Annotated in this window: 11 protein-coding genes; 4 read left to right on the top strand and 7 right to left on the bottom strand. The window is 62.8% G+C overall.

What is annotated here, in order from left to right; translation table 11 throughout:
• Complete coding sequence (gene motA / locus TU80_RS00990) at positions 1-852, bottom strand: flagellar motor stator protein MotA (RefSeq protein ID WP_046384911.1); 852 nt, start codon at positions 850-852, stop codon at positions 1-3.
• Positions 853-1,018: 166 nt separating this feature from the next.
• Here motA and TU80_RS00985 point away from each other — a divergent pair, with 166 nt between their 5' ends.
• The 3 genes from TU80_RS00985 to asd are packed head-to-tail and all read left to right on the top strand — an operon-like array spanning position 1,019 to position 4,304.
• Positions 1,019-2,554 (top strand): HDOD domain-containing protein, encoded by a 1,536-nt coding sequence (locus TU80_RS00985; protein WP_057003672.1) that lies wholly within the window; start codon positions 1,019-1,021, stop codon positions 2,552-2,554.
• Between the two features lie 57 nt (positions 2,555-2,611).
• Positions 2,612-3,427: a thiosulfate sulfurtransferase gene (gene rhdA, locus TU80_RS00980; protein ID WP_017849769.1), complete on the top strand. Its 816-nt coding sequence runs from the start codon at positions 2,612-2,614 to the stop codon at positions 3,425-3,427.
• Between the two features lie 16 nt (positions 3,428-3,443).
• Positions 3,444-4,304: an archaetidylserine decarboxylase gene (gene asd / locus TU80_RS00975; protein ID WP_017849770.1), complete on the top strand. Its 861-nt coding sequence runs from the start codon at positions 3,444-3,446 to the stop codon at positions 4,302-4,304.
• Positions 4,305-4,435: 131 nt separating this feature from the next.
• On the opposite strand, the gene serB is transcribed toward asd, so the two are convergent.
• Positions 4,436-5,650, bottom strand: a complete 1,215-nt coding sequence (gene serB, locus TU80_RS00970) for a phosphoserine phosphatase SerB (RefSeq protein ID WP_017849771.1) — start codon at positions 5,648-5,650, stop codon at positions 4,436-4,438.
• A gap of 134 nt (positions 5,651-5,784) precedes the next feature.
• Between serB and TU80_RS00965 the strand changes: the two genes are divergently transcribed.
• Positions 5,785-7,320, top strand: coding sequence for an AhpA/YtjB family protein (locus TU80_RS00965; protein WP_057003671.1), 1,536 nt, complete (start codon positions 5,785-5,787; stop codon positions 7,318-7,320).
• A gap of 181 nt (positions 7,321-7,501) precedes the next feature.
• On the opposite strand, the gene TU80_RS00960 is transcribed toward TU80_RS00965, so the two are convergent.
• From TU80_RS00960 to TU80_RS00940, 5 genes are all read right to left on the bottom strand, one after another.
• Entirely contained in the window at positions 7,502-8,212 is a 711-nt protein-coding gene (locus TU80_RS00960) for a PqiC family protein (RefSeq protein ID WP_057003670.1), read from the bottom strand.
• A 173-nt stretch (positions 8,213-8,385) separates the two neighbouring features.
• Positions 8,386-10,650 carry a DNA topoisomerase IV subunit A gene (gene parC / locus TU80_RS00955; RefSeq protein WP_017849774.1) on the bottom strand — a complete coding sequence of 755 codons (2,265 nt, stop codon included), beginning with the start codon at positions 10,648-10,650 and terminating at the stop codon, positions 8,386-8,388.
• 73 nt (positions 10,651-10,723) lie between these two features.
• Positions 10,724-11,719, bottom strand: a complete 996-nt coding sequence (locus TU80_RS00950; RefSeq protein WP_057003669.1) for an esterase-like activity of phytase family protein — start codon at positions 11,717-11,719, stop codon at positions 10,724-10,726.
• A complete protein-coding gene (gene parE / locus TU80_RS00945) occupies positions 11,719-13,623 on the bottom strand; it encodes a DNA topoisomerase IV subunit B (RefSeq protein ID WP_057003668.1) in 1,905 nt (634 codons plus the stop codon). Before parE ends, TU80_RS00950 begins: the two co-directional genes overlap by 1 nt.
• A gap of 54 nt (positions 13,624-13,677) precedes the next feature.
• Entirely contained in the window at positions 13,678-14,286 is a 609-nt protein-coding gene (locus tag TU80_RS00940) for a YqiA/YcfP family alpha/beta fold hydrolase (RefSeq protein WP_017849777.1), read from the bottom strand.
• Positions 14,287-14,363: the final 77 nt, after the last annotated feature.

Genomic DNA, 14,363 nt, shown 5'->3' with positions numbered 1-14,363 from the left:
TTAGCGACCGCGAACCGCTTGTTCCAACTCGGCAAAGCTCGGGCGATGTTTCGGGTACAGCACCTTGCGACCGAATTCCACCGCCAGCGAAGGCGGCATGCCGGAGGCCGAAGCCACCAGGCTGGCCTTGATCGCTTCATACAGATTGACTTCTTCCTTGGCATCGTGGGCCAGGGAGGTGGCGAGCGGACCGAAGAAACCGTAGGCCGCGAGAATACCGAAGAACGTACCCACCAGCGCCGCACCTACGTGCATGCCGATGGCCGCCTGGTCGCCCTCGCCGAGGGAGGCCATGGTCACCACGATACCGAGTACCGCCGCAACGATACCGAAGCCGGGCATGCCGTCGGCAATACCGGTGACGGCGTGGGACGGGTGCTCCAGCTCTTCCTTGAGGCTGAACAGTTCCATGTCGAACAGGCCTTCCAGCTCGTGGGGGGCCATGTTGCCGGAGGACATGATGCGCAGGTAATCGCAGATGTAGGCGGTCATGCGCTCGTCTTTGAGCACTGCCGGGTATTTGGCGAAAATCGGGCTCGCTGCAGCGTCTTCGATGTCCGCTTCGATGGCCATCATGCCTTCACGGCGACTCTTGTTGAGGATCTCATAAACCAGGCCCAGCACTTCCATGTAGAAGGTGTGGGAGAAGCGCGAGCTGAACATGCCCAGCGACTTCTTGATCACGTGCATGGTCATGTAGCCGGGGTTGGCCTGCAAGAATGCGCCGAATGCCGCGCCGCCAATAATCATCACTTCGAAGGGCTGGATCAACGCAGCAATCTTGCCGTGAGACAGGACATAGCCACCGAGCACACTTGCAAGGACGACGATGATGCCGATTATTTTAGCCATAGGGGTTTTGTACTTGCGCCGTCGGGTTCATGGACATATTTGGGGTAACTGAAAAACTCTTGTTCTACTTATCGGCAAAACTGCGCCAGACTATAGGCCGTCAAGGCGAAAAGCCAGTTCGGCCCGTTCAGGGCGTGTTGAAGTAAGTGATGATCGCGCCCCAATCATGGCCAATGAAAAGACAGCCCCATCTGTAAGACCCATCTCTCTCGCCGCTTGGATCAAGTGCCTGGACGAAGTCCGGTTGCCCGTCCCCCAGGCCAGCCACGAGCGCGTGTGCAAAGCCATCCGCGATAGCCGCAGTTCTTTGCGAGATATTGCCGAGCTGATGCAGAACAGCCCGTCGCTGGTACTCAGCGTAATGCGCGAGGCCAACAGCCACACCCATGGCAGCATGGCGGAACCGGCAGAAAACCTTGAGGTGGCGCTTAACCGTCTCGGCCTCAAACGCGCCGAGGACCTGCTGGAACGACTGCCGTCGGTGCCGATGAATGAAATCCCCGTCGCCTTTCGCCAACTGGTGCTGGTCAGCCGCCACGCGTCGCAGCAAGCCAGCGGCTTGTTCGCCAGCCGCCTGGCGCGGTTGTGGCAAGACATTCATTGGGGCAGCCTGCTGTTCCTGGCGCCGTTGTGGCCAATGGCGGTGGCCTACCCCAAGCTCCTGGAAGAATGGGAACTGCGGGTGATCCACAAAGGCCAATCGGCGCGTCAGGTCGAACAGGAATTGTTCGGCGTGCGCCTGCTCGACCTGTGCCTTGGCCTGACCGAAACCTGGCACCTGCCGATCTGGGTATCCCAGGGCTATCACCTGCTGCTGACCGAGCAACGCTTGCTGGTCAAGGCATTGCGCATCGCCCGGGAAGACGACCCACTGCGCCAGCAACAACTGCTGGATGCCGAGCCCAGTTTGCGGCGCTGGCTGAACCAGCCGGCCAATACGGTGTTGCTGGCCAACGGCCTGGCGATGTCGGCCCAGGAATCCTGGACCTGCCCGCATACCGAGCGCTGGCAATACCTCACCGCGCTGTACCTGCAACAGCCGTTGAGCGAGGTGCAGCAACAGGTTCACCAGCAAGCGGTGATCAGCGCTCGCGCAACCCTGATGCCCGACCTCTGGCACCCGGCGCTGTCGCTGATCTGGCCGTGGAATGTACAGAAAATCCATCGCGGCCTGCTGCCCGCACCGCCGCCGACCGCCGAGGCCCTGGCCGTCTGGCGCAGCCGTTGCACCGAACTGCTGATGGAGCCAAGCCGCTTCGCCAACGCCATGCACCTGACCACCTGCGCCAAGGAAGCCCTGGAGGCCAGCGGCATGCAGCGCGTCTTGCTGTTCATGGCCGATCGCGCCCTGAGCACCCTGCGCGTCCACCAGGCCGCCGGCCTGCCGAAGGACGCCGCCAACTTGAGCCTGGACGTGGTCAACAGCACGCTGTTGCAACGCATCCTGGAAAAATCCGCCCAGGTGCGCCTCACGCCCGACAATCACGCGCAATTTGCCGCCCTGTTGCCGCCGATCCTGCGTCGCCTGTTCAACGGTGAACACCTGCTGTTGCGCTCACTGAGCTGCAACGGCCGGGTGGTCATGCTGATGATCGCCGACCAGGGCGGCGGGCCGTTCTCGGAAACCACCGTGCAGGCCTTCGGCAAAACCGCTCAATGCATCGAGAAAGCCCTGCACAGCTTTACCAACCGCACCGGCTGATGCTTGCGCTACAATCGCCCTCTTTTATCGCCAACATTTGTGCCCAGGAGACCTCACATGCCTGACTTCTCTGGCTTGCCGCTGGTGATCGAACCCAGCGACCTGCTTGGCCGCCTTGATGCCGACCAACTGATTCTGGTGGACCTCACCAGCGCCGCCCGCTACGCCGAAGGGCATATCCCCGGCGCGCATTTCGTTGACCCCAAGCGCACCCAACTGGGTCAGCCGCCAGCCCCCGGCCTGTTGCCGAACAAGGCAGACCTGGAAAAACTGTTCGGCGAGCTGGGCCACACCCCGGACGCGACCTACGTGGTCTACGACGACGAAGGCGGTGGCTGGGCCGGACGTTTCATCTGGTTGCTCGACGTGATCGGCCACACGAAATACCACTACCTCGACGGCGGCCTGCTGGCGTGGCTGGCAGACCCGCTCCCGCTGTCCACCGAGGTGCCGGCCCCGGCTGGCGGGCCTGTCAGCCTCACCCTGCATGACGGCCCCACCGCGACCCGCGAATACCTGCAAAGCCGTCTCGGCGCCGCCGACCTGGGCATCTGGGACGCACGCGGCCCGCTGGAATATTCCGGCGAAAAGGTCCTGGCAGCCAAGGGCGGTCACATCCCCGGCGCCGTGAACTTCGAGTGGACTGCCGGCATGGACAAGGCGCGCAACCTGCGCATCCGCCGCGACATGCCGCAGATCCTCGAAAACCTCGGGCTGACCCGCGACAAAGAAATCATCACCCACTGCCAGACTCACCACCGCTCTGGCTTCACCTACCTGGTGGCCAAGGCGCTCGGTTATCCGCGAGTCAAAGGTTATGCCGGTTCCTGGGGCGAATGGGGCAACCACCCCGACACCCCCGTCGAGATTTAAGGTTTAAGGACAGTTAATGAAAAAGCAGTTGTTCATCCTCAGCCAGTACTTGCTGCCGCACCACTTGCTGTCGCGCCTGGCCGGCTGCATTGCCGAGTGCCGCGTGCGCTGGTTCAAGAACGCCTTCACCGCCTGGTTCGCCAAGCGCTATCAAGTGGACATGTCCCAGGCCCTGGTTGAAGACCTGAGCGCCTACGAACACTTCAACGCGTTCTTCACCCGCGCCCTGAAAGACGGCGCGCGCCCACTCGATCAAACCCCGGGCGCCGTGCTGAGCCCAGCCGATGGCGCAGTCAGCCAGCTCGGCCCGATCGAGCATGGTCGCGTGTTCCAGGCCAAGGGCCACAGTTTCAGCGTGCTGGAATTGCTGGGCGGCGATGCGGCCATGGCTGCGCCGTTCATGGGCGGCGATTTCGCCACCATTTACCTGTCGCCGAAAGACTACCACCGGGTGCATATGCCACTGGCGGGCACCTTGCGCGAGATGGTCTACGTGCCAGGGCGGATTTTCTCGGTCAACCAGACCACCGCCGAAAACGTGCCGGAGCTGTTTGCGCGTAACGAGCGGGTTGTCTGCCTGTTCGACACCGAACGCGGCCCGATGGCCGTGGTGTTGGTGGGCGCGATGATTGTGGCGTCGATCGAAACCGTGTGGGCCGGCCTGGTCACGCCGCCCAAGCGCGAGCTGAAAACCTTCCGCTACGACGAAGCCGCGCGTGCGCCGATTCACCTGGAGAAAGGAGCAGAGCTGGGTCGCTTCAAGCTGGGTTCGACCGCGATCGTGCTGTTCGGGCCGGATCAGGTGCAGTGGGCAGAAACACTGGTGGCGGGTTCGCCGGTGCAGATGGGCCAGGGCATCGCGTTACCGAAAGCCTGATCCGAAACCTGCAAAAATCCAATGTGGGAGGGGGCTTGCCCCCGATAGCGGTGGGTCAGTCACTTATTTGTAGCTGAGCCACTGCCATCGGGGGCAAGCCCCCTCCCACATTTTTAAGCGCATTGTTTCAGTTAGAGCTGCCCGTCGCGGTCGCGAAAGCCCAGCAAATACAACACACCGTCCAACCCAAGGGTCGAAATCGCCTGCTTGGCCGATTGCTTGACCAGCGGCTTGGCGCGGAACGCCACGCCCAACCCGGCAATCGCCAGCATCGGCAAGTCATTCGCACCGTCGCCGACCGCAATGGTCTGCTCCAGACGCAAACCTTCCTTGTGAGCCAATTCCCGCAGCAAGTCGGCCTTGCGCTGCGCGTCGACGATCGGCTCCACGGCCACGCCGGTCACCTTGCCATCCACCACTTCCAGCTCATTGGCGAACACATAGTCGATGCCCAGCTTGGCCTGCAATTGCTTGGCGAAGTAGCTGAAGCCGCCGGACAGGATCGCAGTCTTGTAGCCCAGGCGCTTGAGTTCGGCGAACAGGGTTTCGGCGCCTTCGGTCAGGCGCAGGGAGGCACCGATCGAATCCAGCACGCTGACATCCAGGCCCTTAAGCAACGCCAGGCGCTCCTTGAAGCTGGCGCGGAAATCCAGCTCGCCGGCCATGGCGCGCTCGGTGATCGCGGAGACTTGCTCACCCACACCGGCAGCCTTGGCCAGTTCGTCGATGACTTCGGCTTCGATCAGCGTGGAGTCCATGTCGAACACCGCCAGGCGGCGGTTGCGTCGGAACAGCGAATCCTCCTGGAAGGCGATATCGACATTCAGCTCTTGGGCCACGCTCAGGAAGTCGGCACGCAAGGCTTGGGGATCGGCCGGTTCGCCGCGCACGGAAAACTCGATGCAGCCCTTGCCCTGGTCATCTGGCGTGTCCAATGGCATGCGGCCCGACAGACGGTCGATATGGTCGATATTCAAGCCATATTGCGCGGTGATCGAGCTGACGCGCTGCAACTGCTCGGCCGTCACCTTGCGGGTCAGCAAGGTCACGATATGGCGTTTTTTGCCCTGGCCGGACACCCAATGCCGGTAATCCTCTTCGGACACCGGGGTGAAACGCACCTGCTGATCCAGCTTGTACGCGGTAAACAGGATGTCCTTGAGGACAGACGACGCCTGCTCGGTGCTGGGGATTTCCACCAGAATCCCGAAGGACAGGGTGTCGTGGATCACCGCCTGGCCGATGTCGAGAATGTTCACACCACCCTGGGCCAGAACACCGGTAATGGCGGCGGTCAGACCTGGCCGGTCTTCCCCCGTGATGTTAATCAGGACAATTTCGCGCAAAGCGCACCCCCAGGCTGGAAAAAAACCGCATTCTACCCACTTTCAGTGACCATCGGGCACAGCCAGCGCTTTGCCGGTCTTGGGCCTGTCGCTATACTGCGCGTCAACTTCACGGACTAAAGAGCCGAGCTCAAGTGAACCGGCCCACGCCAGTAAAAACCGACAACTTCTTCCTGCTGATCTTCCGGGCACTGCGCCACCGCCGTGTACCGATCGCATTACGCATCGCCAGCCATAACGTGATCCTGGTCGCCCTGGCCCTGGTGATCTACGCCTGCGTGATGGGTTTGCAGTTCAAACAGGCCATGCACGAACAAGCCGATGCCCTGGGCGAGAGCTTGACCACCCAGACCGCCACCTCGGCGACCGAGCTGCTGGTGTCCAACGACATCCTCAGCCTCAACGTGCTGCTCAACAACCTGACCAAGAACCCGCTGGTGGCCCACGCCGCCATCTACAGCGTGGACAACCGGATCATGGCCGAAGCCGGGCAACGCCCGAAAAACGGCCTGCTGGGAGAGGCCGAAGGCCTGTACCAGAGCAATATCACGTTTCAGGATGTGAAAGCCGGCCAATTGCGCATCAGCCTGGACATGCAGCAATTCCAGCAGCCGATGACCATCAGCCTGCAAAGCATGGGCATCCTCAGCGCGATCCTGCTGGCGCTGGCCCTGGCCTTGAGCCTGCGCCTGGGGCGGCATATCTCCACGCCGTTGATGCAACTGCGCATCTGGCTGCGGGATATCGACGAGCACACCCCGGCCACCGATCGTCAGGACGAGATCGGCGACCTTGCGCGCCAGCTTCACGCCAGCTTCGCCCCGGAACCGGTGGTACACGAGGTTGAACCCGAGCCCGAGCCCGAGTTCGACGACAGCGATTACGACGAACCTGCCTTTGAAGTGCGCAACCTGCGTGACCCGGGCTTTGACGAAAGCGCGCCGGTCGCGGGCCTGAAGCCTGCGCCACGCCATGTAATCAAGGCCGAAGAAGACGAGCTGGACGACGAAGACCCGTTCGCCGACCTGCGCGACACCTCAGCCAGCAGCCCGGCCATCGCGCCGAAGCCCGTGCCCGCAAAGAACGCCGAACCCCAACACAGTGCGGTCCTGGCCGTGCAACTGGGTGCCCAGGACCAACTGCGCCGCCTGCCCCGCGCCCGCCTGACGGAATTGCTGGAACGCTACCGCGACTGCCTCGACCAGGCCGCCTCGCTCTACCAGAGCGAGCTGCACACCCTGAACGATGGCAGCACACTGATGCTGTTCCACAGCGAAGACAGCGGCGAAGACTACCTGACCAACGCCATCTGCTGCGGCGAACTGCTGCGCGCCCTGGGCCATGAGTTGCAGATCGAAGTGGCCGACAGCGGCATCACGCTGCAACTGCAACTGGGCCTGACCGTTGGCGACGACCTGTTCGGCATGAGCCAGATCGACCTGCTGCTGACCGAAATCGCACAGGACGCCTTGGCCCTGTCCCAACACAGCCGCAACCTGCTGCTGGTGGAGCGCAAGATCAGCGAAGACACGCTGATCCGCCAACGCGCGCGCATCCGTCCGATTGCCAGCCCCGAGGGCGCCAGTTGCGTAGAGCGCTTGATGGAGCCGTATCCGTCGATGCTGGAGCGGCAATTGGCGCGGATGCACGAGTCCCGTGCCAAGCCCTGACTGACATGTGAGAGGGGGCTTGCCCCCGATGACGGCGCGTCAGTCAAAACGGCGGCAACTGACACATCGCTATCGGGGGCAAGCCCCCTCCCACATTTGGACTCCACAAGCCTCAAGTAAATCGCGCACAAACAAAAAGGCCCGCTGAATAAGCGGGCCTTTTGGGTTGGAGCCATTCAGATCAGAACCTGAACACTTCCATATCCGTGCGGATCGGCGTAGCCATCGGCATTTTCGGTTTCCCCGGAGCCGCCGGCTTGGCCTGTACCGGCGCTTGCTTGCGCGGCGCCTCGGCGACTGGTTGCTGGTTGGCCAATGGCTTGAGGGCCACCGACAACTGCTGCGCCAGATGCTGCAACAGCACACCCTGGGCCTGGACCTGGGACGCCGTGGTGCCGGCATGCTCTTCCTGCAGATGCACGATGCGGCTATCACGCACCTGGCCGCGGCGGTCGATCAAGCGCCATTGCGCATCGAGGATCGCCGGTTGCGAGGTGCCGGAGTCGAGTCGGGTAATGGTCAGCAACACCTGCACATCCGGGGAAAAACCGGCGGGCGCAGGCGCCAGGACCACACGCTGACTGTCCAACTGACCCGCCACCTGGCGCAACATCAACTGATTGATGTCGGACGACAAACTACCCGCCCAACGACCATCGGTGGAACCTTGCAGGCTGCCGTCGTTCTGACGTTGCAGCAATGTTTCGCGTTGCAGGTAGTCAGCGACGACGACCGGGCCCAGCAAGACGGCCATGCCGGCCGATTGAGCTGGCTGAGCGGGACTTCCGCTGTCCAGCTGGTACAGCGACACCGGCTGGTGCGTGCTGCAACCCGCCAACCCCAGAAGGCCAGCGAGCATAAAAATAAAAGGAAGGCGTGGAGCAGTCATCATCCCATCCAGGCGGCTGCCACAAGGCAAACCACAATGTAATACTAAAAATAACCTAAACACGCTCGGCCACGCCGGCGCTGGAAAGGCCATATCATCCGTGAATATGCGCCATGACTCCAGCGCGAAAGCGTCGATCTACGCGTTAAATCGTAGATCAAGAGCTCTAATCCGCGCTAAACCGGCGTTTCCACCAGTAAAGCATCCACGCGCTGGAAGCCACGAGGCAGTTTATTACCGCGTCGGCCACGCTCGCCCTTGTAGTGCTCAAGGTCGTCAGGGCGCAGCGACAACGTGCGCTTGCCGGCCTGTAGCACCAGGGTAGAGCCTTCCGGGATCACTGCGATGTCTGTCACGTACTCTTCGCGACTGGCCACCCGCTCGCCGGGAATACCAATGATCTTGTTGCCTTTGCCTTTGCCCAACTGCGGCAGGTCGCTGATCTTGAACACCAGCAAACGCCCTTCTGTGGTCACCGACGCCAGCCAATTACCCTCGCGATCGTCCACCGGCCGCGGCAGGATCACCTTGGCGTTATTCGGCAGGCTCAACAGTGCTTTACCGGCTTTGTTCTTGGCCTGCAGGTCTTCACCCTTGACCACAAAGCCGTAACCCGCGTCGGAGGCGATCACATACAGCGAGTCGTCGTCCGGCAGCAGCACGCATTCGAAACTCGCCCCCGGTGGCGGCGTCAGGCGCCCGGTCAACGGCTCGCCCTGCCCGCGCGCAGACGGCAAGGTGTGGGCCGGCACCGAGTAACTGCGCCCGGTGGAGTCGATAAACACCGCAAACTGGTTGGACCGCCCGGCGGCGGCGGTTTTGAAGCCGTCGCCAGCCTTGTACGACAAGCCGGTCGCATCGATATCATGCCCCTTGGCGGAACGGACCCAACCCTTTTCCGACAGAACGACAGTAATTTTCTCGTTTGGCAGCAGCTCGGTTTCTGTCAGCGCTTTCGCTTCGGCGCGCTCAACGATCGGCGAACGGCGGTCGTCGCCATAGGTCTCGGCGTCTTTGATCAGCTCGCTGCGCACCAGCTTCTTGAGCTTGGTTTCGCTGCCCAGCAGGGCTTGCAGCTTGGCTTGCTCCTTGAGCAACGCGTCCTGTTCGTCGCGCAGCTTCATTTCTTCCAGTCGCGCCAACTGACGCAAGCGGGTGTCGAGGATGTAGTCGGCCTGGATCTCGCTCAGCTCGAAACGCGCGATCAGCTCGGCTTTCGGGTGCTCGGCGGTACGGATGATGTGGATCACTTCATCCAGGTTGAGGTAGGCAATCAGCAAGCCGTCCAACAGGTGCAGGCGGCGCTCGACCTTGTCCAGGCGGAACTGCAGGCGACGACGCACGGTCTGGACGCGGAACTCCAGCCACTCCACCAGCAGATTGCGCAGGTTCTTCAGCTGCGGCTTGCCGTCCAGGCCGATGATGTTGATGTTGACCCGGTAGCTGGACTCCAAGTCGGTGCTGGCGAACAGATGCTGCATCAGCACTTCATGGTCGACCCGGCTGTTGGTCGGAATAATCACGATGCGGCACGGGTTTTCGTGGTCGGACTCGTCGCGCAGGTCAGCGACCTGCGGCAATTTCGACGGTTTGGCCTGCATCAGCGCGGCGATCTGTTCCAGCACCTTGGCGCCGGACACCTGATGCGGCAACGCGGTGACGATGATGTCGCCGTCTTCGACGTGGTACACGGCGCGCATACGCACCGAGCCCTTGCCGGTTTCGTACATTTTCAGCAGGTCGGCACGCGGCGTGATGATTTCCGCTTCGGTCGGGTAATCCGGGCCCTGGATGTGCTCGCAGAGCTGCTCGACCGTGGCTTTGGGTTCATCGAGCAAGCGCACGCAGGCCGTGGCGACTTCCCGCAGGTTGTGCGGCGGTACGTCGGTGGCCATGCCGACGGCAATGCCGGTGGTGCCATTGAGCAGGATGTTCGGCAAACGTGCCGGCAACACCAGGGGCTCGTCGAGGGTGCCGTCGAAGTTCGGGCCCCAGTTCGCGGTGCCCTGGCCCAGTTCGCTGAGCAGCACTTCCGAATAACGCGACAGGCGCGCCTCGGTGTAACGCATGGCCGCGAAAGACTTGGGATCATCCGGCGCACCCCAGTTCCCCTGGCCATCCACCAGCGTGTAGCGGTAGCTGAACGGCTGGGCCATCAGCACCATGGCTTCATAGCAGGCCGAGTCGCCGTGGGGGTGGAACTTACCGAGCACGTCACCGACGGTACGCGCCGACTTCTTGTGCTTGGAATCTGCGTCCAGGCCCAACTCACTCATGGCGTAGATGATGCGCCGTTGTACGGGCTTCAGGCCGTCGCCGATATGCGGCAAGGCACGGTCCATGATCACGTACATGGAGTAGTTGAGGTAGGCATTTTCGGTGAAGTCAGCCAGCGACCGGCGTTCTACGCCGTCTAAGCTGTCTGCGAGGATGTCACTCATGCGGGCCTCATCATTGTTTGGTAAGGCGCAGCGGAAATGCCGCGGCGCCGGGTCAATTCAAAACAGGGGTGGCTCATGGCTGGGCGCTCCAGCCACCGGCGGGGGCGGCGAAACGATAGACCACCGGGCGTTTTTCGCCATCGGCGCGGGCGCCGAAATTATTGTCGATGCCCAACCAGGCACCGTCTGCGTCCAGCACCAGGGCTTCGGCCAGGCCATAAGGCTGGGCGTAGCGCCGTTCGGGCGTCAGGGTCTCGTCGGCGAACGACCAGCACAGCTCGACCTTGGCCGTGACCGCATCGCGCCGACAAATCTGGAACGCATTGCGCGCCAGGGTAAACAACTTACCGTTGAACAGCGCCAGGTCGGAAAAGTCCTTGGACACCGCCTTGGCACTGGGAAACTGTGCCGGCTGCACTTCCTGGCCGGCCTCGCTCAACAGCACGCACGCGCCCGCGCAATCCCACACGCTTTGCTGGCGCTTGATGGAAATCAGCCCGCGCCGTTCACGCTCCGCCGCCAGCCAGATCTGATTGCCCTCGGGGTTCACCGCGAGGCCTTCGAACAACGCATTGAAATGCAGCAACATGCCGCTGGCGCGGGCCTCACGCACCATGCCGGGGGCGATCTTCAACCACTCGGGCGCACCGCTCGCCGGCACTTTCAGCACCGCCGCATGGGCTTCGCTGACCACGTAGCGGTTACCCGCGGCATCGCAGCCGATGCCTTCAAAATCCAGGTCGCCGCCGCGAATCAGCGACGCCGCCTTGGTGCGCGAACGCAGCCCCCAGGGCAGGCCGGAGTCAGGCACGGGCGGCACGTCGAGCTTGACCGTTTCGGCCTGCCAGGTCGGCGCGCTGATATCCAGGCGGTAGATCTGGTCGTCGTCGCGGTCGGAAACCGTCCACAACGCGTTGCCACACAAAGCCAGGCCCGACAGGTTACCGCCGCGCATGCCGTCCACCGGGTGTTCGGACACCAGCTTGAGCTCAGCCACGGGCGCGGCGACCGCCTGGGTGGCCGCCAACCCGCTCAACATCAGGATCGCCAGGGCGAAACCTGTACGCATCAGCCCAGGACCTCGGCGAGGTTGCCCTTGGACTCCAGCCAGGACTTGCGGTCCGGCGCGCGTTTCTTCGCCAGCAGCATGTCCATCATTTCCGAGGTGGCAGCGAAGTCGTCCAGGGTCAACTGCACCAGGCGCCGCGTGTTCGGGTCCATGGTGGTTTCGCGCAGTTGCGGCGGGTTCATCTCACCCAGGCCTTTGAATCGCGTGACCTGCGGCTTGCCGCGTTTCTTCTCGGCGATCAGGCGGTCGAGGATGCCATCGCGCTCGCCTTCGTCGAGGGCGTAGAAAATCTCCTTGCCCAGGTCGATACGGTACAGCGGCGGCATCGCGACGTAGACGTGACCGGCGTCCACCAACGGGCGGAAGTGCTGCACGAACAGCGCGCACAGCAAGGTGGCGATGTGCAGACCGTCGGAGTCGGCGTCGGCGAGGATGCAGATCTTGCCGTAGCGCAACTGGCTCATGTCCGCCGCGCCGGGGTCGACGCCGATGGCCACGGCGATGTTGTGCACTTCCTGGCTGGCCAGGACTTCGCTGCCGTCGACTTCCCAGGTGTTGAGGATCTTGCCGCGCAACGGCAGGATCGCCTGGAATTCCTTGTCCCGCGCTTGCTTGGCGGAACCGCCAGCGGAGTCACCTTCCACCAGGAACAGCTCGGAGCGCATCGGGTCCTGCCCGGCGCAATCGGCCAGCTTGCCCGGCAGTGCCGGGCCCGCCGTGATGCGTTTGCGCTCGACCTTCTTGCTGGCCTTGAGGCGACGGCCGGCGTTGTTGATCGCCAGTTCCGCCAGGGCCAGGCCCAATTCCGGGTGCTCGTTGAGCCACAGGCTGAACGCATCCTTGACCACACCGGAGACAAACGCCGCCGCCTCGCGGGACGACAAACGCTCTTTGGTCTGGCCGGAGAATTGCGGCTCCTGCATTTTCATCGACAGCACGAACGCGATGCGCTCCCACACGTCTTCCGGCGCCAGCTTCACGCCGCGCGGCAGCAGGCTGCGGTATTCGCAGAACTCGCGCATGGCGTCGAGCAGGCCCTGGCGCAAGCCGTTGACGTGGGTGCCGCCCTGGGCGGTAGGGATCAGGTTGACGTAGCTTTCCTGCACGCTGTCGCCGCCTTCAGGCAACCACAGCAGCGCCCAGTCGACGGCTTCTTTGTTCCCGGCCAGGCTGCCGCAGAACGGCTCGTTGGGCAGGCGTTCGAAATCGCTGACGGCGTCTTCCAGGTAGGAGCGCAGGCCGTCTTCGTAGTGCCACTCGACCTTTTCGCCGCTGCCTTTGTCTTCAAAGGTGACCAGCAGGCCCGGGCACAACACGGCCTTGGCCTTGAGCACATGCTTGAGGCGGCTGATGGAGAATTTCGGCGAATCGAAGTATTTCGGGTCCGGGGCGAAGTACACGCTGGTGCCGGTGTTGCGCTTGCCAACGGTGCCGATCACCTGCAGGTCGGTGGCTTTGTAGCCATCGGCGAAGGTCATCTCGTATTCGTTGCCGTCGCGCTTGACCCGCACCCGCACCAACGTCGACAGGGCGTTGACCACGGAAATACCGACACCGTGCAAGCCGCCGGAGAACTGGTAGTTCTTGTTGGAGAACTTGCCGCCGGCGTGCAGCTTGGTGAGGATCAACTCGACGCCCGACACCCCCTCTTCCGGGTGAATGTCCACCGGCATGCCGCGACCGTCGTCGGACACTTCCAGGGAATGGTCAGCGTGGAGAATGACATGCACCGACTTGGCGTGCCCGGCCAAGGCTTCGTCGACGCTGTTGTCGATGACTTCCTGGGCAAGGTGGTTCGGCCGACTGGTGTCGGTGTACATGCCGGGGCGTTTGCGCACCGGGTCGAGGCCCGAGAGGACTTCGATGGCGTCGGCGTTATAAGAGCTAGCGCTGGGAGTGGCCATGGGGTCTCGTCGTGAGTCGTTCGATTAAAAAGTGACCTGCGGTTTCCAAGGCAATTACAGTGCCGAGAAATCGAAGGATTGATACTGATCCGCGCCAATGCCGGCAAAGCTCAACAACGCCGGCAACTGCCGGGCAAACCCCTGGTAACCGTGGTCGCCACCGGCCTGGATGCGCAAGGCACAGGCCCGGTAATACTGCTGGGCGAGGCGATAATCCAGGGTTTCGTCCCCGGTCTGCAACCACACCTGATAACGCGCGGCATCCTGGGGCGCCGGGACTTCCAGCTCGGCCAGCGCCGTGACGTGATCGTGGGTCAGTTCCCAGGTTTCATCGGTATAGAGGTTCTTCTGGGTGCCCAGGTAACCGTCGAACATCCGATGGGGGCTGACCGCCGGGTTGACCAGCAGCGCCTTGAGGCCATGGCGCTCGGCAAGACAGGTTGCATAGTAGCCGCCGAGCGAGCTGCCGACCAGCAGCGGCCGCCCCAGTTCTGCGATGGCCGCCTCCAATTGAGGAATCGCCTGGCGAGGGTGGTGATGCAGGGCCGGCACGCGCAGTTGGTCGGCCAGGCCGAGGGTGTCCATCACGCGGATCAACTGGCTGGCCTTGTTCGACGCAGGCGCGCTGTTGAAACCGTGGATATACAGGATCGAAGCGGACATGCCGGGCTCTCCGTGCTTGCGCCAAAAAGGCGCAGTTTACAGGGATCGGAGTGGTGAGTCCCCTGTCTTCCCCTCCC

The sequence above is a fragment of the Pseudomonas veronii genome (assembly GCF_001439695.1).
GTDB classification, from domain to species: domain Bacteria; phylum Pseudomonadota; class Gammaproteobacteria; order Pseudomonadales; family Pseudomonadaceae; genus Aquipseudomonas; species Aquipseudomonas veronii.
Note: the sequence above shows the minus strand (reverse complement) of the source record. Positions and strands in the feature narration are given on the sequence as shown.

What these genes read in the sequence shown, in the direction of transcription:
- motA (WP_046384911.1), bottom strand. Translation starts at nt 852, where the DNA reads ATGGCTAAAATAATCGGCATCATCGTCGTCCTTGCAAGTGTGCTCGGT.
- TU80_RS00985 (WP_057003672.1), top strand. Translation starts at nt 1,019, where the DNA reads ATGGCCAATGAAAAGACAGCCCCATCTGTAAGACCCATCTCTCTCGCC.
- parC (WP_017849774.1), bottom strand. Translation starts at nt 10,650, where the DNA reads ATGAGTGACATCCTCGCAGACAGCTTAGACGGCGTAGAACGCCGGTCG.
- TU80_RS00950 (WP_057003669.1), bottom strand. Translation starts at nt 11,719, where the DNA reads ATGCGTACAGGTTTCGCCCTGGCGATCCTGATGTTGAGCGGGTTGGCG.
- TU80_RS00940 (WP_017849777.1), bottom strand. Translation starts at nt 14,286, where the DNA reads ATGTCCGCTTCGATCCTGTATATCCACGGTTTCAACAGCGCGCCTGCG.
- parE (WP_057003668.1), bottom strand. Translation starts at nt 13,623, where the DNA reads ATGGCCACTCCCAGCGCTAGCTCTTATAACGCCGACGCCATCGAAGTC.
- rhdA (WP_017849769.1), top strand. Translation starts at nt 2,612, where the DNA reads ATGCCTGACTTCTCTGGCTTGCCGCTGGTGATCGAACCCAGCGACCTG.
- TU80_RS00960 (WP_057003670.1), bottom strand. Translation starts at nt 8,212, where the DNA reads ATGATGACTGCTCCACGCCTTCCTTTTATTTTTATGCTCGCTGGCCTT.
- asd (WP_017849770.1), top strand. Translation starts at nt 3,444, where the DNA reads ATGAAAAAGCAGTTGTTCATCCTCAGCCAGTACTTGCTGCCGCACCAC.